At 72.4% G+C, this 22,168-nt stretch carries 16 protein-coding genes and 4 pseudogenes; 14 read left to right on the top strand and 6 right to left on the bottom strand.

The annotated features are described in order from the left end of the window. Positions 1 to 88: 88 nt before the first annotated feature. Entirely contained in the window at positions 89 to 778 is a 690-nt protein-coding gene (locus B7C62_14705) for an aminoglycoside phosphotransferase (GenBank protein ID ARF73379.1), read from the bottom strand. A 247-nt stretch (positions 779 to 1,025) separates the two neighbouring features. Here B7C62_14705 and B7C62_14700 point away from each other — a divergent pair, with 247 nt between their 5' ends. The 5 genes and pseudogenes from B7C62_14700 (at position 1,026) to B7C62_14680 (ending at position 5,682) form a co-directional block, all read left to right on the top strand. Continuing rightward, complete coding sequence (locus B7C62_14700; protein ID ARF73378.1) at positions 1,026 to 2,408, top strand: serine protease; 1,383 nt, start codon at positions 1,026 to 1,028, stop codon at positions 2,406 to 2,408. A gap of 168 nt (positions 2,409 to 2,576) precedes the next feature. After that, the gene (locus tag B7C62_14695) at positions 2,577 to 3,458 is read left to right on the top strand and encodes a dioxygenase (protein ARF73377.1); all 882 of its coding nucleotides are present in this window, start codon (positions 2,577 to 2,579) and stop codon (positions 3,456 to 3,458) included. A 216-nt stretch (positions 3,459 to 3,674) separates the two neighbouring features. Then, positions 3,675 to 4,184: a SigE family RNA polymerase sigma factor gene (locus B7C62_14690; protein ID ARF73376.1), complete on the top strand. Its 510-nt coding sequence runs from the start codon at positions 3,675 to 3,677 to the stop codon at positions 4,182 to 4,184. A gap of 103 nt (positions 4,185 to 4,287) precedes the next feature. Then, positions 4,288 to 4,545 (top strand): annotated as a pseudogene (locus B7C62_14685) (hypothetical protein). Between the two features lie 690 nt (positions 4,546 to 5,235). Beyond that, positions 5,236 to 5,682, top strand: a pseudogene (locus B7C62_14680) (hypothetical protein). A 248-nt stretch (positions 5,683 to 5,930) separates the two neighbouring features. On the opposite strand, the gene B7C62_14675 reads toward B7C62_14680, so the two are convergent. Beyond that, a complete protein-coding gene (locus B7C62_14675) occupies positions 5,931 to 7,604 on the bottom strand; it encodes a bifunctional 3'-5' exonuclease/DNA polymerase (GenBank protein ARF73375.1) in 1,674 nt (557 codons plus the stop codon). A 719-nt stretch (positions 7,605 to 8,323) separates the two neighbouring features. Between B7C62_14675 and B7C62_14670 the strand changes: the two genes are divergently transcribed. Both B7C62_14670 and B7C62_14665 read left to right on the top strand, forming a co-directional pair. Next, positions 8,324 to 9,544, top strand: a complete 1,221-nt coding sequence (locus B7C62_14670) for an aromatic acid decarboxylase (protein ARF73374.1) — start codon at positions 8,324 to 8,326, stop codon at positions 9,542 to 9,544. Positions 9,545 to 9,581: 37 nt separating this feature from the next. After that, complete coding sequence (locus B7C62_14665; GenBank protein ARF73373.1) at positions 9,582 to 11,708, top strand: hypothetical protein; 2,127 nt, start codon at positions 9,582 to 9,584, stop codon at positions 11,706 to 11,708. Between the two features lie 60 nt (positions 11,709 to 11,768). Here the strand turns inward: B7C62_14665 and B7C62_14660 are convergent, their stop codons facing one another. Continuing rightward, positions 11,769 to 12,326 (bottom strand): hypothetical protein, encoded by a 558-nt coding sequence (locus B7C62_14660; GenBank protein ARF73372.1) that lies wholly within the window; start codon positions 12,324 to 12,326, stop codon positions 11,769 to 11,771. 287 nt (positions 12,327 to 12,613) lie between these two features. Here B7C62_14660 and B7C62_14655 point away from each other — a divergent pair, with 287 nt between their 5' ends. Next, entirely contained in the window at positions 12,614 to 12,856 is a 243-nt protein-coding gene (locus tag B7C62_14655; GenBank protein ID ARF73371.1) for a DUF397 domain-containing protein, read from the top strand. A gap of 70 nt (positions 12,857 to 12,926) precedes the next feature. On the opposite strand, the gene B7C62_14650 is transcribed toward B7C62_14655, so the two are convergent. After that, on the bottom strand, positions 12,927 to 13,430 hold the full coding sequence (locus tag B7C62_14650; protein ARF73370.1) for an ATP-binding protein: 504 nt from the start codon (positions 13,428 to 13,430) through the stop codon (positions 12,927 to 12,929). Positions 13,431 to 13,795: 365 nt separating this feature from the next. On the opposite strand from B7C62_14650, the gene B7C62_14645 reads away from it, so the two are divergent. Both B7C62_14645 and B7C62_14640 read left to right on the top strand, forming a co-directional pair. Further along, entirely contained in the window at positions 13,796 to 14,659 is an 864-nt protein-coding gene (locus B7C62_14645; protein ARF73369.1) for a transcriptional regulator, read from the top strand. 58 nt (positions 14,660 to 14,717) lie between these two features. Then, a complete protein-coding gene (locus B7C62_14640) occupies positions 14,718 to 16,175 on the top strand; it encodes an aldehyde dehydrogenase (GenBank protein ARF73368.1) in 1,458 nt (485 codons plus the stop codon). Between the two features lie 28 nt (positions 16,176 to 16,203). On the opposite strand, the gene B7C62_14635 is transcribed toward B7C62_14640, so the two are convergent. Then, positions 16,204 to 17,244 (bottom strand): AraC family transcriptional regulator, encoded by a 1,041-nt coding sequence (locus tag B7C62_14635; GenBank protein ID ARF73367.1) that lies wholly within the window; start codon positions 17,242 to 17,244, stop codon positions 16,204 to 16,206. Between the two features lie 150 nt (positions 17,245 to 17,394). Between B7C62_14635 and B7C62_14630 the strand changes: the two are divergent. The 4 genes and pseudogenes from B7C62_14630 (at position 17,395) to B7C62_14615 (ending at position 21,224) form a co-directional block, all read left to right on the top strand. Beyond that, positions 17,395 to 18,646: pseudogene (locus tag B7C62_14630) on the top strand (MFS transporter). 17 nt (positions 18,647 to 18,663) lie between these two features. Continuing rightward, the gene (locus B7C62_14625) at positions 18,664 to 19,305 is read left to right on the top strand and encodes a transcriptional regulator (GenBank protein ID ARF73366.1); all 642 of its coding nucleotides are present in this window, start codon (positions 18,664 to 18,666) and stop codon (positions 19,303 to 19,305) included. A gap of 87 nt (positions 19,306 to 19,392) precedes the next feature. Then, complete coding sequence (locus tag B7C62_14620) at positions 19,393 to 20,358, top strand: daunorubicin/doxorubicin resistance ABC transporter ATP-binding protein DrrA (protein ARF73365.1); 966 nt, start codon at positions 19,393 to 19,395, stop codon at positions 20,356 to 20,358. 32 nt (positions 20,359 to 20,390) lie between these two features. Further along, on the top strand, positions 20,391 to 21,224 hold the full coding sequence (locus B7C62_14615; protein ID ARF77165.1) for a multidrug ABC transporter permease: 834 nt from the start codon (positions 20,391 to 20,393) through the stop codon (positions 21,222 to 21,224). Here the strand turns inward: B7C62_14615 and B7C62_14610 are convergent. Beyond that, positions 21,225 to 22,056 (bottom strand): annotated as a pseudogene (locus B7C62_14610) (hypothetical protein). Positions 22,057 to 22,168: the final 112 nt, after the last annotated feature.

Here is a 22,168-nt window from a genome sequence, read left to right as displayed (position 1 = left end):
TGGTTCCGGTACGGAGAGCCTTCAACCTCCGGCCCAAGTCCCTCTGATCCAGCTGCTCCAGGGCGTTCGGCCCCCGGCCCCCCAGCCCTCAGCTCCGGGGCGAGCAGCCCAGCACCATCTCCACCGCCGCGTCCAGGCAGCCGCGTTCGGGCGCCGTCAGGAACGGGTTCTCCCGCTGCCGGGCCCGGGCGCGGTCCAGGTCGGCGGCGTCGGCGCCCCCGTCCTCGGCCAGCTCGGCGAGGAGCGCCGCCAGCAGCGTACGGGCCTGGGTTTCCGGCGCCGGGAACTCCGGGTCGAGCGCCACCCGGGCCAGGGTCAGCGCCGACATCGCTCGGTCGAAGCCGGGCGGGCCCTCGGTGGCGGTGGACCAGTCGATCACCACCGGCCCCCGGTCCGTCAGCATCACGTTCGCCGGGTGCAGGTCGAGATGGAGGATGCAGTCCTGCGGATCGGCCGAGACCCGGGGCGGGATCGCGTGCAGTTCGCGCAGCAGCCGGGCCAGCAGCGCGCCCCCCTCGGCGGCGCCCATGGCCCCCGCCAGCAGCGCTTCGGACATGGTCGGGCCGGTCAGCCGCTGGAGCACCAGGTCGGTGGGGAGGACCCCGTCGGCGGGCGGGCCGATGCGCGGCACCGGGTAGCCGAAGGCGCGGACGTACGACATCACCGCCAGCTCCTCCGTGGTGTCGGAGCGGTCGCGGTAGCGGCGCAGGACCCAGGAGCCGTCGATTTCGTACACGTCGGCGGTGCGCCCCGAGCCCAGAAGTTGCCCTGTGTGCATGGGGCCGAACCTACCCGGGCCCACCACCGAAGGGGAGACGACGGGTCCCTTCACGGGAGGAGACGGCCTTCACGGGAGGTGCGCGCCGATCCGGCCGCCCTCCGCCGGAAAGGCCCCCATAACGCGGGAGGAGGGGGTGAACGAGATCTCCTGTGCCGCGTCCGGCCGCGGCTACGGTGTCGGCAATTCCCTGGTCCGGACCAACCCCCAACCGGACCGGACACCCCCCTGAAACAAGGAGAGTTACGTGGAGAACACCACGCTCCGCAGACGCGCCCTCGCCACGGCCACCGCCACGGTGGCCGTGGGTGCGCTCGCCATCGCGGGACTGAACGGAGTGGCGTCCGCCGGCGCTCCGGCGACCAGCACTCCGGCCGTCTCCGCCGACAGCCTCTCCCCCGGCCTGCTGGCCGCCATGGAACGCGACCTCGGACTCGACGCGGAGGCCGCGAAGACCCGGATAGCGGGCGAGTACCGTGCCGCCGCCATCGTCACCGGCCTGGAGAAGTCCCTCGGCGCCAGCTACGCCGGGGCCCGGGTCAGCGGGGACAAGGCGGACCTCACCGTCTCCACCACCGACGCCTCCGAGGCCGCGCTCATCACGAAGGCGGGCGCCAGGGCCGAGGTCGTCGGCCACAGCCTGGACCGGCTCGAAGCGGCCAAGGACGTACTCGACAAGGCGGCCCTGGACAAGGCCCCGAAGAACGTGCCCGTCTGGTACGTCGACGTCGAGGCCAACCGGGTCGTCGTCAACGCCACGAGTGTCCGGGCCGGTGAGGCGTTCGTGAAGGCCGCCGGGGTCAGCGACAAGCTGATCACCGTCGCCCGCACCGCCGAGCAGCCCCGCGCCCTGGCGGACATCCGGGGCGGCGACGCGTACTACATGGGCGGCGGAGGCCGTTGTTCCGTCGGCTTCTCCGTGACGCGCGGCACCCAGAACGGCTTCGTCACCGCCGGCCACTGCGGCCGGGTCGGCACCACCACCAACGGCGTCAACCAGCAGGCCCAGGGCACCTTCCAGGGCTCGACCTTCCCCGGCCGTGACTACGCCTGGGTCGCCACCAACGCCAACTGGGTGCCGAGGCCCCTGGTCAACGGCTACGGGCGCGGCGATGTGACCGTCACCGGCTCCACCCCCTCCGTCGTCGGCGCCTCCGTCTGCCGCTCCGGCTCCACCACCGGCTGGCACTGCGGCACGATCCAGCAGCTCAACACCAGCGTCACCTACCCGGAGGGCACCATCTCCGGCGTGACCCGCACCAGCGTCTGCGCCGAACCGGGCGACTCCGGCGGCTCGTACATCTCCGGCAGCCAGGCGCAGGGCGTCACCTCCGGCGGCTCCGGCAACTGCCGCACGGGCGGTACGACGTACTTCCAGCCGCTGCTCCCGGCCCTCCAGGCGTACGGGCTGACGCTCGTCACCAGCGGCGGCGGCCAGCCGACCCCGACCAACACGCCCACCACGCAGCCGCCCACCGAGCAGCCGGGCGGCACCTGGGCGGCCGGTACCTCGTACGCCGTCGGGGCCACGGTGACGTACGGCGGAGCGACCTACCGCTGCCTCCAGGCCCACACGGCGCAGGCCGGCTGGACCCCGCCGGCCGTCCCGGCGCTCTGGCAGCGGGTCTGACCACGGAGTCGCGGGTCTGACCCCACGGCGGCGGATCTGACCACCGCCGCCGTCCTACCCGGGGCGCCTGCCCCACCCACCCCACTGGACATCCGGCGTCACCGAACCTCCTGAACCTCTTCTGCCTCCCCGCACCGAGGACTCCGAGGAACTGTCATGACCCCACAAATGGACAACGCAACCCCCCATGAGCCGAACGCCTCCGACGAGGCGTCGGCAGACCGGCGGCACATCAGCCGCAAGGGTCTCCTGAAGGCCGCGATCGTCGCGGGCGCGGCTCCTCTGCTCGCCGGAGGAGGCGTCGCGCTCGCCCGGGACTCCGCAGCGCCGAACGGGAGCGGCGGCCTCCTGGACCCCACCCCGCAGTGCGACGACGGGGACGACCCGACCCCGCCGCAGATGGAGGGCCCGTACTTCAAGCCCAACTCCCCGCGCAGGAACAGCCTGGTGACACCCGGAACCCCCGGGGTGCCGCTCACCGTGAGCGGCTACGTCTTCGGGCGGGCCTGCCGGCCCATCTCCGGGGCGCTGCTCGACTTCTGGCAGGCCGACACCAACGGGGCGTACGACATGGCCCGGTACGCCTTCCGGGGCCACCAGTTCACCGGCCCCGACGGGGCGTTCAGCCTCACCACCGTCGTACCGGGCCTCTACCCGGGCCGCACGCGCCACATCCACGTGAAGGCGCAGGCACCCGGAGGCCGCATCCTCACCACCCAGCTGTACTTCCCGAACGAACCGCGCAACAACACCGACGCCCTGTTCGATCCGAGGCTGCTGATGAACGTCCGCAGCGTCGGCAACGGGCGCCAGGGCAGCTTCGACTTCGTGCTGGACGTCGCCCAGACGCCCGGCCCGACCGATCCGCCCACTAATCCGCCCACCAATCCGCCCACCGACCCGCCGGGCGGCACCTGGGCGCCCGGTACCTCCTACCGCGCGGGAGACCGCGTCACCTACGGCGGGGTCGCCTACCGCTGCCGGCAGGCACACCAGTCGATGACGGGCTGGGAGCCGCCGAACGTCCCCGCGCTGTGGGAACGCGGGTAGACACCGCAGCAGCGAAGGCGCACCACCGCCCCGCGCCCCGTTCACGCCGTCCGGCGCGTGAACGGGGCGCTTTCGCATGCGGATTCGCGTGCGGATTCGCCGGTCAGGCGGGATCTGGCGGAATTCTTCCGAGGTCTGAAACATTTGCCCGGCCCCGGTGCGTCGATGAGGTGGAAGGGCGGAACGGAGGACGGAAGACGACGGACGGGGGAAGGCATGAGGACATCGCGTGCCGAGGAGTTCAAGGAGTTCGCCGCAGCGCGGGCGAGCCATCTGTACCGCTCGGCGTGTCTGCTGACCAGTGGTGATGTGCACCTCGCCGAGGACCTGGTGCAGGAGACGCTGGGCCGGATGTACGTCCAGTGGGGCCGGGCCCGCCGGATCGACAACCCGGCGGCGTACGCGCAGACCGTGCTCGTCCGGATATTCCTGACCCACCGGCGCCGTCGCTCGGCCACGGAACGCCCGCTGGCCGAGCTGCCCGAGGGCGCCCGGGCCGATCCCGACGACCCGGCGCTGCGGATGACGCTGCTCCGGGCGCTGGCTCAACTGGCTCCCAAGGACCGTGCGGTGGTGGTCCTGCGGTACTGGGAGGACCGGAGCATCGAGGAGACCGCCATCGCGCTCCAGGTCAGCCCCGCCGCCGTACGGACCCGCTGTGTGCGGGCCCTCGGGCGGCTGCGGGCCCTGCTGGGCGGCAGCATCACGGAGTTCGCCGCCCCCTGACCCCCGAAGACTTCGCCCGCTGTCAACCGCTGTGCACGCAGACCGCACACCCAGGTCTGCGCATCCAGGCTTGCGCATCCAGAACGAGAAGTGGTGGTTTCCCATGCCTTTTGAAGACGAACTCAGCGAGGAACTCCGCCGGACCGGGGAGACCTTCGACCTGCCCGGCCGCACCGCAGTGGTGGACGGCGCTCTGGAACAGGGGCGCCGCTCGCTCCGCCGCCGCCGGAGCGCCGCCGTGGCGGGCAGCGTGCTGGCCCTGGCCCTGGTCGGGGGCGGTGGAGCGTTCGGCGCCGGTCTGCTGGGCGGTGGCCCCGGCGGCGGTACGGGGGTGGCGAGCAGCGGGCCCGCCACCCCCGCGAACCTGGCGGGCGGCCTCTCCGAGGAGAAGCTGGCCGCTGTCCTGGAGAAGCTGCTTCCGCCCGGCACGGCCAAGCAGGCACGGGGTGCGGTGACGAGGGGGCCGGACGGCCCGGAGCGCGCGTCGGCCTCCGCCGTCTACGACGACGGCAAGGGGAAGGGCTCGGTCCAGGTCTTCCTCTACCCCGCGCCGGGCAGCAAGGAGGTCGAGGCCACCGACTGCGAGAAGCCGCCGGGCACGGCCCCCGGCATCGTCAGCGGCGAGGAGGGGTACAACGCCGGGCTCACCTACTGTTTCTACAACGCCGACAAGCCGGGCCCGGTCGGCTGGACGGGTGGCGTACGCGCCGTCTTCTTCACGGCGGGCGGCGTCGCGGTGGACGCCCGCGCCTATAACCGGGTGATAGACAGTGGGTCGGGCGCCACCCGTTCCGCCCCTGCCCTCGACACCAGGGGGCTCATGGAGCTGGCGCGGGCCGAGGAGTGGCGCCCGCTGGCTGCCGCGCTGGCGGACGGCGCCGACGCCGACACGGTTGACACGGACGGGCCCTCGCCCACCCCTGGGACGCCGTCGCCCGACGCCGAGGACGCGAAGCGTACGGAGAAGGAGACCCCGCAGACCGGTAAGCCCTCGTCGGCCCCGTCGAACCAGGGCACATCGAGTCCGGACCCGTCGGGCCCGGAGGCGGAGGGCTCCCCGGCGCCCTCCCTCGACTACACGCTGCTGATGCCCACCTTCCTGAAGCTGCTGCCCGAGGGGCTCACAGTGGGGGAGAAGACGGACGAAGGGGGCGAGTTCGCCTCCGTCGTCGTCAACGACGGCCGGGGCAAGACCCTCGTGCAGATCAATGTGCAGCCCGATATGCGGGATGTCGCCCACGATCTGTACGGCGACGCGACCACCCTGCCCGACGGCACGCTGCTCGCCACCTCGCAGAAGCCCGGCGAGAAGGGCGGCACCGGGGTCGTCTGGTGGACGGCGGACACGATGCGGCCCGACGGCATGCGGGTGGTCGTCTCGGCCTTCAACTCCGGCACGCAGTCCTCACCCGCCACCCGCCCGGAGCCCGCGCTCACCCTGGAGCAGCTCAAGGCGGTGGCGACCAGCCCGGAGTGGCTGAAGCTCCAGCAGAAGTAGGGGGCGCGCCGGGTACCGGGCTCTGCCGCCCCGGTACCCAAGGGCGAGCCGCCACCGCACCCTGAGGGGAGGAGCCGACACCACATCCGGGAGGAGTCGGCACCACACCGGAGGTACGGGAGCGACCTTGGGCGTCGGACCTTGGGCGTCGGACCTTGGGCGCCAGGCGCAGGGGGGGGGCCGGACATCAGGCGCCGGGCACCAGGCATCGGGCCCTTCGCCCCCCCGGGGCGGGGCCGTTTGCTTGGCTACTTGGCGTCGGAGTAGCGCTCCACCACCGCCGTGGTGAAGGGGAAGCGGACCGGGGTCTCCCCGAAGGCGATCCGGCCGGCCAGTTCGCCCGCCGCCCGGATCGCCCCGGTCACGGCGGTGGCCTCCTCGGCCGGGCAGTGCACGATCACCTCGTCGTGCTGGAAGAAGACCAGCTCGGCCCGGAGCCCCTGCTCGTGGAGGGTGCGGCGCAGTCCGGCCAGGAGCAGCAGGGCCCAGTCGGCGGCGCTGCCCTGGACCACGAAGTTCCGGGTGAAGCGGCCCCTGGCCCGGGCCGATCCGCCGTCGGGGGCCGCCTCGCCGCCCTCCTGGGGGATGCCCGCCTCCTCGTCCTGGCCCGCCAGGGCGACCGGCGGGCTGGTGCGGCCCAGCCAGGTCCGCACCATCCGCCCGTTCTCGCCCGCCCGGGCCGCGTCGTCGACGTAGGCGACGGCGAGCGGGAAGCGGCGGCGCAGGGCGGCCAGGTTCCTCAGCCCGTCGCCGGAGGTCTGGCCGTAGACCGCGCCGAGCAGCGCCAGCTTGGCGTGTTCGCGGTCGCCGTGGAACGCCCGGTCGGACAGGGCCTTGTAGAGGTCGCCGTCATGACCGGCCACCTCCATCAGGCCCCGGTCACGGGAGATCGCGGCGAGGACGCGCGGCTCCATCTGGTCGGCGTCCGCGACGACCAGGCGCCAGCCCTCGTCGGCGACGACGGCCTGCCGGATGACCTTGGGGATCTGGAGGGCCCCGCCGCCGTTGGTCGTCCAGCGCCCGCTGACCGTGCCGCCCGGCTGGTACTCCGGGCGGAAGCGGCCCTCACGCACCCAGTCCTGGAGCCAGCTCCAGCCGTGGGCCGTCCAGATCCGGTACAGCTTCTTGTACGCGATCAGCGGTTCGACCGCCGGGTGGTCCACCTCCGCCAGCTCCCACCGCCGGGTCGACTTCACCGCGATCCCGGCCTGCGCGAACGCCTTCACCACATCGGCGGGCAGATCGGGCCGGACCCTTCTGCCGAAGGCCGCCGACACCTCGTCCGCCAGCTCCGCCAGCCTGCGGGGCTCGCCACCGCCCGCGTACCGCTCGCCCAGCAGCCCGTGCAGCACCTCCCGGTGGACGTCGGCCCGCCACGGCAGCCCGGCCCGGTGCATCTCGGCCGCGACGAGCATCCCCGCCGACTCCGAGGCGGTCAGCAGCCGCATCCGGTCCGGGTGCTCGGCCGTGTCGTGGCGGCGCACCTGGTCCGCGTAGACCCGCAGGAGCCCCTCGAAGGGGACCCCGGGCCCGGCGGACGGCTCGAAGAGGGAGGACTGCGAGCCGGGTTCGGCGGACCGGGCGGGCGGGTCGGGCGGTACGGGGGCGTTCTCCAGCCGGGCCAGCGCGGCAGCGGCGGACCGGGGCTCGCCGAGCCGCCCCGCGTGCCCGAGCAGCAGGAGCTCGGCGCACTCGATGTCGTAACACCGCTCGACACGGACCCCGGCGGCGAGCAGCCGGGGGTAGAGCTCGGCGGTGGACCGCCACACCCAGCGCCCCACCTCGGGCCGGGAACGGACCGCCTCGACGAGGTCGGGCTCGGCCAGCACCGGCCCGGCGGGCGTACCGTCCCGCCCCAGCGGTACGAGCAGCGCGCCGCCCCCGCCCCCGTCCGCAGCCGCCACCGCCCACCGTTCGGTCATGGATGCGAGTCTGGCACCCACCACTGACAGCACCCCGGAGCCGGAGCCGGAGCCGAGGTCGGGGCCAGGGGCTGAGCCTGGTCCTGAGCCGGGCCCGGGCCACGGCTTGGACCTGAGCCACGGCCCGCGCCTTCCCGTCCCAGCTGTCCCGAGCCGGGGCCACGGGCTGAGCTGGAGCCGGGGCCGGAGTCCAGGTCTGGGCCGGAGCCGAGGCCGGAGCTGGAGCCCGAGTCCAGGCCGGAGCTGGAGCCGAGGTCGGGGCCAGGGGCTGAGCCTGGTCCTGAGCCGGGCCCGGGCCACGGCTTGGACCTGAGCCACGGCCCGCGCCTTCCCGTCCCAGCTGTCCCGAGCCGGGGCCACGGGCTGAGCTGGAGCCGGGGCCGGAGTCCAGGTCTGGGCCGGAGCCGAGGCCGGAGCTGGAGCCCGAGTCCAGGCCGGAGCTGGAGCCCGAGTCCAGGCCGGAGCTGGAGCTGGAGCCGGAGCCGGGGGCCGGGGGCCGGGGGCTGAGCCGAGGCCACGCCCCGCGCCCCCGCGCCCTCCGGGCCCGCACAGCTGCCTCGCCCGGCTGTCCCGCCAGGGTCGCCCCGCACAGCCCTCCGCGCCCACACGGCCGCGTCGCCCCGCGCCCACCGGGCCCCACGGCTCCCCCCCCCCCCACACCTGCCCCGCCCGGTCGCCGCCCCGTACAGCCGCCGTTGCGCCCCGCCTACCCTGGTCGGATGGAACCGGTGATCGATCAGGCATGCGCGGCGGCGCTCTACGCGGAGGGTGACGCGGCTCTGGACACCGGGGCCTCCCTGCTCGCCGCCGCGCCCGACGCGGACGATGCCCTGCACCGGCGCGGCGAGGAGTTCGTGACCCGGGCCTGGGGGAGGGGCTGGCACCCCGCCGATCTGGTCCGGTTCGTCCGGCTGGAGCTCGATGAGCGGCGGGCGGCGCTGGCGGGCACGCTGATCGCCGCCGAGACCGCCCGGTACGCCGAGCTGCCGCCCCGCTGGCGCGCCCAGCTCGCCGGGCTGCCCGGGGCCGTACCCGTACCGCGCAACAAGCCCGACCGTTTCTCGTACGCCTCCGATCTCCTGGAGCTGTACCGGCTGCTGCTGCGGCTCCCCGCGATCGAGCCCGTCGGGCCGGTCCCCGGCACCGCCGCCGACCGGCTCCACCGGGCGCCCGCCCCCGACGAGCCCCGGATGCTCACCCGTATCCGGGCGCTGCTGGCGAAGGCGGAGGCCACCGGCTTCCCGGAGGAGGCCGAGGCGCTGACGAGCAAGGCCCAGGAGCTGATGGCCCGGCACAGCATCGACGGGGCCGTCGTCGCCGCCCGTACCCGGAGCACCGAGACGCCCGGGGCCTGCCGGATCGGGGTGGAACCCCCGTACGAGAGCGCGAAGGCGATCCTGCTCGACGCCGTGGCCTCCGCCAACCGCTGCCAGGCCGTCTGGAACGGGGACCTCGGCTTCAGCACGGTCATCGGCTTCGAACCGGACCTGGACGCCGTCGAGCTGCTGTTCACCTCGCTGCTGGTGCAGGGGACGGCGGCGATGACCCGGGCGGAGGCCGGGCAGCGGGCCTCGGGCCGTAAGCGGACCAAGACCTTCCGGCAGTCGTTCCTGATGGCGTACGCGCAGCGGCTCGGCTCCCGGCTCGCGGACAGCGCCGAACGGGCCACGGCGGAGGCCGACGCGGACACCGCCACGGCCACCGGGGCGGACCCGGAGAGCGTCACCGCCACCACCGGCCTGCTCCCCGTCCTCGCCGCCCGGGATCTCGCCGTCACCGAGACCACCGAGCGGATGTTCCCCCGGACCACCACCACCCGGGTCCGGGGCGCCACCGACCTGGATGGCTGGAACCACGGCACCGAGGCCGCCGACCGGGCCCGCATGGGCTCCGCGCGCGGCCGGACGCCCCGGGAACGCGACGGCGAAATCATGGCGTAAGTCCGACTTGTACGCGTTGGGGGGCTAGGCTCGGCCCATGAGCTGGCTCCGGGCGCTGAAGGAGACCGCCCGCTCGGGGCTGGAGATCGAGCGGCAGCGACTCGAACCGCTCATCGCCTTCCGCGGGGCGGCCGGTCTCGCCCTCGTCGTCGGGACGAGCCTCGTCCTCTTCGGGCCGGAGATCGCGGCGAGCTCGGCGTTCGGCGCCTTCCAGGCGGCCATCGCCACCTTCCAGCGCAGCTGGCGCCCGCGCCCGGTGCTCGCCCTCGTCTCCGGCGCCAGCCTCGCCGTGTCGACGTTCGTCGGTTACGTCTCCGCCTCGCACCCCGTGCTCTTCCTCTGCCTGCTCGGCGCCTGGACCTTCCTCGCCGGTCTGGCCTGGGCGGCGGGGCCGACGGGCGGGATCATCGCCTCGTCCAACGTCGCAATCATGCTGGTCACGATCACCCTGCCCACCTCCGTCGTGGACGCGGCCGCCCACGCGGGGATGATCCTGGTCGGCGGGGTGGTCCAGGCGGCGCTGATCGTCCTGTTCCCGGTACGGAGATGGGGCGCCCAGCGCGACGCGCTCGCCGACGCACTGGCCGCCGAGGCCGACTACGCCCGGCGGCTGCGCCACGACCCGGTCGCCCCCTTCGACCCGCTGCCCCTGATGACCGCCCGCAGCGCCGCCGCCGTCACCCCGCGCCAGGCCCGCCGCCGCCCCGCCGAGCTCCACGGCGCCCGGGGCATCGCGGAACGCCTGCGTCCGGTCCTCGCCTCGCTGGCCGACCCGGCGATGGGCGTACCCGCCGAGGGCCTGGAGCGGGCCTGGGTGAACGAGCTGCTGGGCGCGGCGGGGTCCGTGCTCGACGCCGCCGCGCGGGCCGTCCGCCACGGCGAACCCGTCCACCTCTCCGCCACCGACCTCGGCGTCCTGAAGACCCCCGACAACGACGTGATCCTCGTCGGCCCCGCCCTCCGCGCCGCCGACCGGCTCGCCGCCCTGCTCGACGACGTCCTGGAGATCGCGGAGGGCACCGGCACCGACAGCGGGGTCCCCGAACACCTCGCCCCGGACACCCGCCACCGCCCCACCCTGCTCCGGCTGGTGCCGGTCGTCATCAAGGCGATGCGCCGAGAGCTGCACCACGGCTCCCCGATCCTGCGCCACGCGATCCGGGTCGCGGTGGTCGCGGTGTGCGGGTATTTCGTCGGTGAGGCGATGCCCCTCGGGCACGGCTACTGGGCGCCGATGACCGCCGTCATGGTGATGCGCCCGGAGTTCTCACAGACGTACGGCCGCTCCGTGGCCCGGTTCGGCGGCACCCTGGTCGGCATCGGGCTCGCCACCGCGATCGTGCAGACCGCCCACCCCGACGCCCGGCTCTCCGCGCTCCTGTCGGTGGTCTGCGCCGGGCTGATGTACCTGCTGATGCGGACCGGGTACGCGGTCAGCCAGGTCTGCGTCACCGCCTACGTCGTCTTCCTGCTCGGCATGGCGGGCGACGACTGGTCCCAGACGGTCACCGAACGCATCGTGCTCACCCTGGTCGGCGGGCTCCTCGCGATGATCGCGTACGCCCTCTACCCGGCCTGGGAGACCCCGCGGCTGCGCAACCGGCTGGCGGAGTGGCTGGTGGCGGACGGGCGGTACGCGGCGACGGTGGTCGACCAGTACGCGGCCCCCGCCCACCGCGACCTGGAGGAGGTACGGGACGCCCTGATCGCCACCCGGGAGGCCAGGGTCGCCTGGCAGGAGGCGCTGGCGACCGCCCAGCACGAACCCGTACGCCACCGGGGCATCTCCCGGGCCGCCGCCACCGACGCCCAGCACGCCCTGGCCCAGCTCGGCCGGTCCGCGATGGTCCTGGAGGCCCACCTCCCGCCCGCCTCGGCGGACCCGGTGCCGGGGGCCGCACAGCTGGCCGAGGCGTTGCGCCGGGCCACGGAGAAGGGCGCCAAGGCGGTACGGGAGCGTCGGCTGCCCGACTGGCAGCCGGTGGTGGACGCGGTCGCCCACTGGGATGTGCCGACACCGTCGGAGGACGGCACCACGCCGGTCGGCGATCCGGTGGTGCGCCGGGGCGCGGCGCTGCTCCTGGAGGCGCTGGAGGAGTTCACCCGCGCCTTGGACGAGCGCGGCGGCTCCACCCGCGTGAGCAGCACCCTCGCGGAGAACTGAGCCCCGCGCGGGGTGAGCAGCGCCTTCCCCGGGAACCGAGCCCGCGCACCGTACGTCGGCTCACGAGGCCGACGGCACCTCGGGGATCTTCGGCACCTCAGGGATCTCCGGTACTTCAGGGATCTCCGGGAGCTCCGGCAGTTCCGGCAGCGTGGGCATGCCCGACGGCAGGTTGCCGGGGTCGGCCTTGGAGAGCGTGTCCTTGGTCCCGCCGTCCCAGGAGACGACCAGCTTCTTGCCGTCGTTGGACTCGATCGCGCCCATCGTGCGGTCGGCCGCCCCGCCGGGGCACTTCACCGCGAGCATGACCTCGCCCATGTCCTTCACATCGCCGTGGCAGACGGCCTGTTCGGCGACGACGACGACCTTGCGCGCGGTGATGGAGACGGTGACGTTCTTGCCGTCCGTCAGCCCCACCCAGGTGCCCTCCAGCGCCGCGGCGTCCGCGCCGCCGCCCGCCGGTTCCCCGTCCCCGCCCCCGTCGCCGGGCGTCGCGCTCGACCCGGCGTCCGGGCCCGCGCCCTTGCCCGCGTCGTCGTCACTGCCGCAGGCGGTCAGGGCCAGCGAGGCGGCCAGCGCGGCGACCACGACACCACCGGTGCGTACGAACCTGGTCACGTGGAGTTCCCCTTTTGCTGTTCTCGGTCGAATGACCGCGTCACGTTACCAAGCTCCGTACGGTCAACTCCGGTGAGCGGGAGCGAAATAGGCGTGCCGTTCGTCTCTACTCCGGAAGGTTTCCCGGGGGTTTCCGGAAGGGCGGGGAGACCGTCCCGGCGGGAGCGGAAATCCTGTAATCGAAGGAACACCCCGCGTGCACGTGCATCTGCTCATGCATCGGCATATGAACAGAGCTATGATCCGATCTAGTTGACACTTGCACCTTGCAACTCGGGGAGCGTCCTGTGCACCACGTGTACAACGGCATGGCGGCCACAGAGCTTCGCGGAGTCGTCTGGCAGAAGAGCAGGCACAGCAACTCCCAGGGATCGTGCGTGGAGTTCGCGAAACTGCCCGGAGGAGATGTGGCGATGCGCAACTCGCGCCACCCCGACGGGCCGGCGCTCGTCTATACACCGGCGGAGATCGAGGCGCTGCTGCTCGGTGTCAAGGACGGCGAGTTCGACCACCTGGCGACCGGAGGCTGATTCCGGCCGACCGCACAGCGGCGACCGGGGCCCTCACCGCAGGGCTCACCCGGCCACCCGCAGCCCCGGTTCACCCGTTCTTCGCGCAGTCCGAGAGCCGGAAAAGGGCCCAGACCACCTTGCCGTACAGGGGTGTTGACGGGAACATCCCGGCCGGAGCGGGGGAGGGGTGCCAGCCCCAGCTGTCGCTGACGCACTCCACCAGGAACAGACCGCGCCCCGACTCGGCGGAGTCCGCCGCCTCGCCCGCCACCGGGCTCTCCCGGCTGGGGTCGCGCACCGCGCAGACCAGCCGTGAGCTCCACCGCATCAGATGCAGCCGCACCGGCGGGTCCTGGAACTCCCGGGGCGGGTCGGTCGGCAGCGCGTGGCGCAGGGCATTGGTGACGAGCTCGGACACCACCAGGGCGACATCGTCGAAACGGTCGCTCAGCTCCCACCGTTCCAGGGTGGACCTGGTGAACTGCCGTGCTCCGCCGACCGCTTCGTAGCGGGCGGGCAGAGCGCAGGAGGCCGAGCCGGCGACCCCTGAGGGGTCGGTCGGGGGAAGCCCCTGCCGTAACGGCTCGAGCATCGTCGATCCATTCGTCCCCATACGAGGCACTCCCGGGATTCGCGGCTGTAGCGGCACTGCCTGTAAGCGGTACTGCGGGGGGTACAGCGACACAACACGAGCACGCAGGTGCGCAGGGGTCATGCTTCCCAATGCGCAGAGCAGATGCAAGGGCAGATGCACGTGCACGCGCCGGAACTGCCCGATACCGTGGTGATTAAGGGGTATTTCTTCTGCCGGGCAGTTTCGGAGCTTTCCGGACGTCTTCCCATTTCCGTAACCGAATGAGTACGGGCTGAAGCGTTTTGGTGGCAGAATCCGGAGTTCGGGGTTCGAGGTTCGGGGGCGCCCCGAGTGCCCGGTAGGCGATGGGGAGGGTCAGGCCAGTGTCGGCAGGCGAGTCGAGTGGATCGGTGGTGCGGCGCATCCTGCTGGGCTCTCAGCTCAGAAGGCTGCGGGAGTCGCGCGGTATCACCCGTGAGGCGGCCGGCTACTCCATCCGGGCCTCCGAATCGAAGATCAGCCGCATGGAGTTGGGACGGGTGAGCTTCAAGGCCAGGGACGTCGAGGATCTGCTCACGCTCTACGGTGTCGCGGACGAGGCCGAGCGCGACGCGCTCCTCGGCCTGGCGCGCGAGGCCAATGTGGCGGGCTGGTGGCACAGTTACGGCAATGTGCTGCCCGGCTGGTTCCAGACCTATGTGGGTCTGGAGGGAGCGGCCTCCCTCATCCGTATCTATGAAGTCCAGTTCGTGCACGGTCTGTTGCAGACCGAGGCGTACGCCCATGCCGTGGTCTCGCGCGGAATGCACGGGGCCTCCGCCGCCGACATCGACCGCCGGGTCGCGCTGCGCCTGGAGCGTCAGAAGGTGCTCGTGTCCGAACGGGCCCCGGTCTTCCACGCCGTTCTCGACGAGGCGGCCCTGCGCCGTCCCTACGGTGAACGCGAGGTGATGCGCGCGCAATTGCGGCATCTGATCGACATGTCGGAGCAGCCGAACATCACCCTCCAGGTGATGCCCTTCAGTTACGGAGGGCATGCGGGCGAGAGCGGTTCGTTCACGATGCTCCGTTTCCCGGAATCCGATCTGTCGGACATTGTCTATTTGGAGCAGCTGACAAGTGCGCTCTATCTGGACAAGCCCGAGGAAGTCGCGCAGTACGAAAAGGCCATGGGGTGCCTGCGGAAGGACAGCCCCGGCCCGGAGGAGAGCCGGGATCTCCTGCGCGGACTCCTCCAACTGACGTGATTAATCAGTACCATGACGTCATATCAGGAGTCTGCGAACGCCTGCAGTAAGGGATTGCATGTCCTTCTTCCATGAACTGGCCCACCAGTACATCGACGGCGAGTGGCGCACTGGCAGCGGCTCATGGGACATCATCGATTTCAATCCCTACAACGGCGAGAAACTCGCCGCCGTCACCGTCGCCACCGCGCTGGAGGTCGACCAGGCGTACCGGGCCGCCGAGCGGGCGCAGCGGGAGTGGGCGGCCACCAACCCCTACGAGCGCCGGGCCGTCCTGGAGCGGGCCCTGCGCATCACCGGGGAGCGCACCGAGGAGATCGTCGAAGCGGTCATCGACGAGCTGGGCGGCACCCGGCCGCGCGCGGAGTACGAGGTGCGCGGCGCGATCGAGGTCCTGCGCGAGGCGGTCCGGCAGTCGCTGCGGCCCACGGGCCGTCTGCTGCCCGCCGTGTCCGACGGCCGGGAGAACCGCCTCTACCGGCTCCCCGTCGGCGTCATCGGCGTGATCAGCGCCTTCAACTTCCCCTTCCTGGTGACCATGAAGTCGGTCGCCCCCGCGCTCGCGCTCGGCAACGCCGTCGTCGTGAAGCCCCACCAGAGCGCCCCCGTCGTGGGCGGCGGACTGATCGCGAAGATATTCGAGGACGCCGGGCTGCCGGCCGGGCTGCTCAACGTCCTGATCACCGACAGCGCCGAGATCGGTGACACGTTCATCGAGCACCCCGTGCCCAAGGTGATCTCGTTCAGCGGCTCCGACCGGGTCGGCCGCCACATAGCCGCGACGGCGGCCGGGTTCTTCAAGCGGACCATCCTCGAACTGAGCGGCAACAGCGCCCTGGTGGTCCTGGCGGACGCCGACCTCGACCACGCGGTCCGGGCGGCGGTCTTCAGCCGCTTCCTCTACCAGGGCCAGGTCAGCATGGCGGCCAACCGCATCCTGGTGGACCGCTCGGTGGCCGCGGAGTTCACCGAGCGCTTCACCGCCGAGGTGGCCGCCCTGAAGTCGGGGGACCCCCGGGACCCGGAGACCCGGATCGGCCCCGTCGTCAACGCCTTCCAGGCCGACGCCCTCACCGCCCTGGTCGACCGCGCGCTCGCGGAGGGTGCCACGGCGCTCGTACGGGGCCGGACCCGCGGCAACGTCGTGGAGCCGACCGTCCTGACGGACCTCCCCGAGGACTCCCCGCTCCTGACGCAGGAGATCCTCGGCCCGGTGGCCCTGCTGATGACGTTCGACGGCGAGGACGACGCCGTACGGATGGTCAACGACAGCCCCTACGGGCTCAGCGGCGCCGTGCACACGGCCGATGTGGAGCACGGGGTGCGGTTCGCGCAGCGGATCGTCAGCGGGATGTTCCACGTCAACGACTCCACCGTCCAGGACGATCCGCTGGTGGCGTTCGGAGGCGAGAAGACGTCCGGGGTGGGGCGGCTGAACGGCGAGGCGGTCGTGGAGGCGTTCACCACGCAGAAGTGGATGTCGATCCAGCACGGGCGCTCGGTCTTCCCGTTCTGATACATCGTCAAGAACAGTAAGTCGAAGCTTACTTCGCCGGTCCACGGAACGTCGCACGGTACGCGCTCGGCGAGGTGCCGAGCGCCGCGTGGAAGTGCTGGCGCAGGTTGGCCGCCGAGCCGAGTCCGGCCTGCTCGGCCACCTGGTCGACCGGCAGATCGGACTCCTCCAGCAACTCCCGGGCCAGTTCGATGCGTTGCTGGTTCAGCCAGTTCATCGGGGTCGTGCCGACCTCGTCGCGGAAGCGCCGGTTGAAGTTGCGTACGCTCATCGCCTCCCGCGCCGCCAACTGCCCCAGTGTGATGGGCTCCTTGAGCCGCCGCAGCGCCCACTCGCGGGCGGCCGAGGTGGCCGGGGCCGACGGGGCGGGCACGGGCCGCCGGATGTACTGCACCTGCCCGCCCTCGCGGTGCGGCGGTACGACGGTCCGCCGGGCCACGTCGTTCGCCACGGCCGTGCCGTGGTCGCGGCGGATCATGTGCAGGCACAGGTCGATCCCGGAGGCGCACCCCGCCGAGGTCAGGACGCTGCCCCCGTCGGTGTAGAGCACGTCCGGGTCCAGCTCGACCCGTGGGAACAGCCGGGCGAAGAGGTCCGTGTACCGCCAGTGCGTGGTCGCGGTGTGCCCGTCGAGCAGCCCGGCGGAGGCCAGCACGAAGGCGCCCGTGCAGATCGAGGCCATGCGGGTGCCGGGCCGGATCAGGGCGAACGCCTCGGCGAGGGGGGCCGGGAGTTCCGGGGTGTCCTGGACGTAGTCCTCGTACGACGACAGCACGATGACCGTGTCGGCCTCGGCCAGCGCCTCGGGCCCGTGCCGGACCGTGACCGCGAAGTCTCCGTCCGTCCGTACGTCACCCGCCCGCAGCCCGCAGGTGGCGACCTCGTACAGCGGCTCCCCGTCCGCCGACGCGCCCGCTCTCGCCTGGCCGAAGAGCTGGTGGACGATGCCCAGCTCGATGGGGAGGAGGACCGGGCGGGCGAGGACGGCGATCCGGTGCCGCCCCGGGTGGGTGAAGACGGGGTGGGTGAGGGCAGGAGTCATGGCCATATTCTTGCGCACCTGGTCCATCTGGACACTCGCAGCGGAGGGGGCCGTGGTCGCCAGGCTGGTTCCATGGCCCCTTCGACCCCCGCACAGCCCACCCCGTCCACCTCGTCCGCCTCGCCCACCCCGCCCGTCCCACCCTCCTCCCCGGGCCCCCGCTTCCACCGCGCCTGGGTGGTCGCCGCCGTCGCGGGCGCGGCCATCGTCACCGCCGGGGCCTTCACCACCGTGCCCGGCCTGCTGGTGACGCCCCTGCGCGAGGAGCACGGCTGGGACCGGGGGCAGATCGCGCTGGCCGCCTCCGTCAACATGGTCCTCTTCGGTCTCACCGCCCCCCTTCGCGGCGGCCCTGATGGACCGCGTCGGCATCCGCCGGGTGGTCGCAGGGGCGCTGCTGCTCGTCTCGGCGGGTGCCGTGCTCACCGCCTTCATGACCCGGCCGTGGCAACTGGTGGCGTACTGGGGCGTGTTGATCGGCCTCGGCAGCGGCTGCCTCACCATGACGTTCGCGGCCGGGGTCACCGCCCGCTGGTTCGACCGCCGCCGGGGCCTGGTCACCGGGGCGCTCAGCTCCTCCAGCCATCTGGGCCAGCTGCTCTTCCTGCCGCTGCTCGCCGGGGCCGTGGAGCGCCACGGCTGGCGGCCCCCGGTGGTGACCCTGGCGCTGGTGGCGCTCGCCGTGGCCGCTCTGGTGTTCCTGGCGCTGCGCGACCACCCGGCCGATATCGGCGTAAAGCCGTACGGGGCAAGGGAGTTCGTGCCCAAGCCGCCACCGGCAGCCGGGGCCGCGGCCCGTACGCTGAAGGTGCTGGCCGCCGCCCTGCGCACCGGTCCGTTCTGGCTGCTGGCCGGGATGTTCGTGATCTGCGGTGCCTCGACCAACGGCATCATGTGGTCCAACTGGGCGCCCGCCGCGCACGATCACGGGATGCGGGTCACCTCGGCGGCCTCGCTGCTCTCCCTGATCGGCGTCTTCTCCGCCCTCGGCGCCGTCCTCTCCGGCTGGCTCACCGACCGCTTCGACCCGCGCCGCCTGCTGACCGTCTGCTTCGCGGTCCGGGCGCTCACCCTGCTCGCGCTGCCCCTGGTGTTCTCCGCCGCCGTCACGCCCCCGATGCTCCTCTTCGTGTTCGTCTACGGGCTCGTGGACGTGGCGACCGTGCCGCCGGTCATCGAGCTCTGCCACCGCGCCTACGGGGAGGACGGCCCCATCGTCTTCGGCTGGGTCAACGCCGCCCACCAACTGGGCGCGGGCGCCTCGGCCTTCCTCGGCGCCACGGCCCGGGACCTCTTCGGTACGTACGACGTGGTGTGGGTCGCGCTGGCCGCGGGATGCCTGGTGGCGGCGGTGCTGGCCATGGCCGTACGCGGCGGGGCACACCGTCCGGCCGTCCGCAACCGGGCGGGCTACCCTGGTCGGGATTGAGTAGGAAGATGGGTGCCATGTCCGCGATCCGGCTGCTGGTCCTCGGTGCCGTGCGCATGCACGGCCGCGCGCACGGCTACCAGGTCCGCAACGACCTGGAGTACTGGGGCGCGCACGAGTGGTCCAACGCCAAGCCCGGGTCGATCTACCACGCCCTGAAGCAGATGGCGAAGCAGGGGCTGCTGCACGCGCACGAGACGGCCCCCTCCACGGTCGGCGGCCCGCCGCGCACCGAGTACGAGGTCACGGAGGAGGGGCTCGCGGAGTACCGCACCCTGCTGCGGGACGCGATCCGCTCCTACGACCAGAACCTGGACGTCCTCTCGGCGGCGATCGGCTTCATCGTCGACCTGCCCCGTGAAGAGGCGGTCGCGCTGCTCAAGGAGCGGATCGAGGGCATCAGGGAGTGGCGGGACTCGGTCACCGAGTACTACACCCCCGAGGAGGGCCCCGAATCCCTCGGCCACATCGGCGAGATCATGAACCTGTGGGTGCACTCGGCCGACTCGGGGGCGGAGTGGACCCGGGGGCTGGTCGAGCGCATCGAGGGCGGCGCGTACACCTTCGCGGGCGAGGGCGAGCCGTTCGTCGGCGTGCTCGGCGAGGGCGAGGAGAACCCGTACGCGACGGGTGTCCCGGACCCCGGGGATCACGACTAATCAAGTTTGACTAATGGCGGAACCTGCCTTACCTTCGAGACCTTCCAGTCGCTAGTCAAGTTTGACTACAGAAGGGTGGCGGGATTCGTGACCGAGGCGATCGTCCTGGACGGTGTGCACAAGAGGTACGGGGAGAAACGCGCCCTCGACGGGCTGGACCTCACGGTCGGCGCGGGCACCGTCCACGCGGTGCTCGGCCCCAACGGGGCGGGCAAGACCACCGCCGTACGGATCATGTCGACGCTGCTGCGCCCCGACGCGGGCCGGGTGACGGTGGCCGGGCTCGACGTCCGCGACCGGGCCTCCGGCGTACGCCGCAGGATCGGGCTGCTCGGGCAGCACGCGGCGGTGGACGAACAGCTCGGGGGGCGGCAGAACCTGGAGATGTTCGGGCGGCTGTACCACCTGGGCGCACGCCGGGCGGGCCGCCGGGCCGACGAGCTTCTGGAGCGGTTCGGGCTCGCGGACACCGGGCGCAAGGCGGTCAAGCAGTACAGCGGCGGGATGCGCCGACGGCTCGACCTGGCCGCCTCGCTGATCACCGAACCGGCCGTCCTCTTCCTGGACGAGCCCACCACCGGCCTGGACCCGCGCGGCCGGGCCGAGGTCTGGGACGCCGTACGGTCCCTGGTCGGCGGCGGCACCACCGTCCTGCTGACCACGCAGTATCTGGAGGAGGCGGACCAGCTGGCCGACCGGATCTCCCTGATCGACGAGGGGAAGGCCGCCGCCGAGGGCACCTCCGACCAGCTCAAGGCGCTCGTCGGCGGCGACCGGATCGACGTCGTCCTGCGCGAGGCGGCCCGGCTGGCGGAGGCGGCGGCGCTGCTGGACGCCGAGGACCCCGCGCTTGACCCGGACCGTCGGCTGATCAGCGCCCCCGCGCCGGACCGGATGGCGGCCCTGACCCGGACGGTCCGGGCGCTCCAGGAGGCGGGCATCGAGGCCGAGGACATCGCGGTGCGCCGCCCGACGCTGGACGAGGTGTTCCTGTCCCTGACGGGGCGGCCCGCCGGTGAACAGGCGGTACGCGAGAGGGCGGCGGCGGCATGAGTACGAAGACGACGACGGCTTACGGCGACAGCGTGGACGCGACCACGTCCACCACGTCCACCACGTCCACCGGGCAGGGCGGCGGCCGGCTCCGCTGGGCGCTGGCCGACTCCTGGACGATGACCCGCCGCGAACTGGCGCACTGGGCCCGGCAGCCCGTGGAGGTGCTCGTCGGGCTGGTCTTCCCGGTGATGCTGCTGCTGATGTTCACGTACCTGGTCGGCGGCGGCCGGGGCGTCGACGGCGACCCCACCGAGTACCTGGTCCCCGGGATGCTCGCGCTGACCATGGCCTTCGGCCTGGAGAGCACGATGCTCGCGGTCACCCAGGACCTCGGCAAGGGCGTCATCGACCGGTTCCGCTCCATGCCGATGGCCCCGGGCGCGGTCCTGGTCGGCCGCAGCGCCGCGGACATGCTCCAGTCGGCGGCGGCGCTCGCGGTGATGGCCGGGGTCGGGTACGCGGTCGGCTGGCGCTGGCACAACGGGGCGGCCGCGGCGCTGGCGGCGGTGGGGCTGCTGCTCCTGCTCCGGTTCGCGATGCTCTGGGTCGGCATCCACCTGGCCATGGTGGCGGGCCGGCCCGAGCTGGTGCAGGCGGTCCAGATCCTGGTCTGGCCGGTCGCGTTCCTCTCCAACGTGTTCGCCACCCCGGCGTCGATGCCGGGCTGGCTGGGCGCGGTGGTCGAGTGGAACCCGATGTCGGCGACGGCCACCGCCGTACGGGAGTTGTTCGGCAACCCGGGAGGCGCCACCGGCTCCTGGGCAGCCGAGCACGCCCAACTCCTCGCCGTGCTCTGGCCGGTGGCGATCATCGCGGTGTTCTTTCCGCTGGCGGTACGGAAGTTCGCCCGCCTCGACCGCTAGGCGCTGTCGTGCAGCCCGGCCCGGCCCGGCCCGGTGCGGGGATCGGGGAGTCGTGGACGTCGATGACTTCTCCGACCACCACGCAGGGCGCGGGCTTCGCCAGCTCCAGGCCGGAGAGGTGTTTCTTCAGCCTTTTCGCCATGGGGCGGTAGGTCGCGAAAGTGAGCCCGCCGGAAACGACGGCTCCGACGACGGGGATGGCCTTGGAAACGGATTTCGCGAAGGTCTGCTTGGTCATCTCCGCGCCGAGATATCCTGCGACCTTTTTCACTATGGGGTAGACGACACCCTTGGTGAGAGCCTTCTGCGGAAGCTTTTTGGCGACCTCTTTCGACATCATCGTCGCGACTTTCCCGACCGCGTTGTTCGCCGATTGGGTACCGAACATCACGCCGATGAAGAGCGTGAGAACGCTCTTGGTCGCGTCATCGAGGTCGGTGTCGTCGGCGAACAGGTCGGGCCAGCTGTAGAGGTAGGCGAGCTTCTGGGCGATCCGCAGCATATGGCCGAAGTACTGGGCCATATCGGCGGGTATGGTGGCGGGGAGGGCGAGGACGCCGGGTATCCCGGCGGCAGCGGAGAGGGCGCTGGCCTTGGCGGTCTCGTAGTTGATGGATTCCCCGGCCGCCCGGTCCAGGATCTCGGCCGGAATTCCCGCCGCCGCCGGGCTCTCCTCGATCGCCCTTCGGATTTCCGCCTCGGAGCAATGGCGGGACAGCGCTTTTCGGAGGTACGCTTCCCGGTCGATACGCGCGCCCGGAAGTCGTGCCGCGGCAGCCAGGAGCGCGGAGAAGCGCGACTCGGGGTTCTCCATGACCTTTTTCGTGGACATGGGCAGGAACCTACAGCAGCCGACGGGCGCCACGTCCCGGCTTCGGATTTTCTGTCACCGGGCAGGGAGAGCCGGGGCGTCGGGGCATCGGGGCGTCGGGAAAGCAAAGGGG

Source organism: Kitasatospora albolonga (genome assembly GCA_002082585.1).
In the GTDB taxonomy this organism is placed as follows: domain Bacteria; phylum Actinomycetota; class Actinomycetes; order Streptomycetales; family Streptomycetaceae; genus Streptomyces; species Streptomyces stephensoniae.
This window is presented reverse-complemented; position numbering and strand designations above follow the sequence as displayed.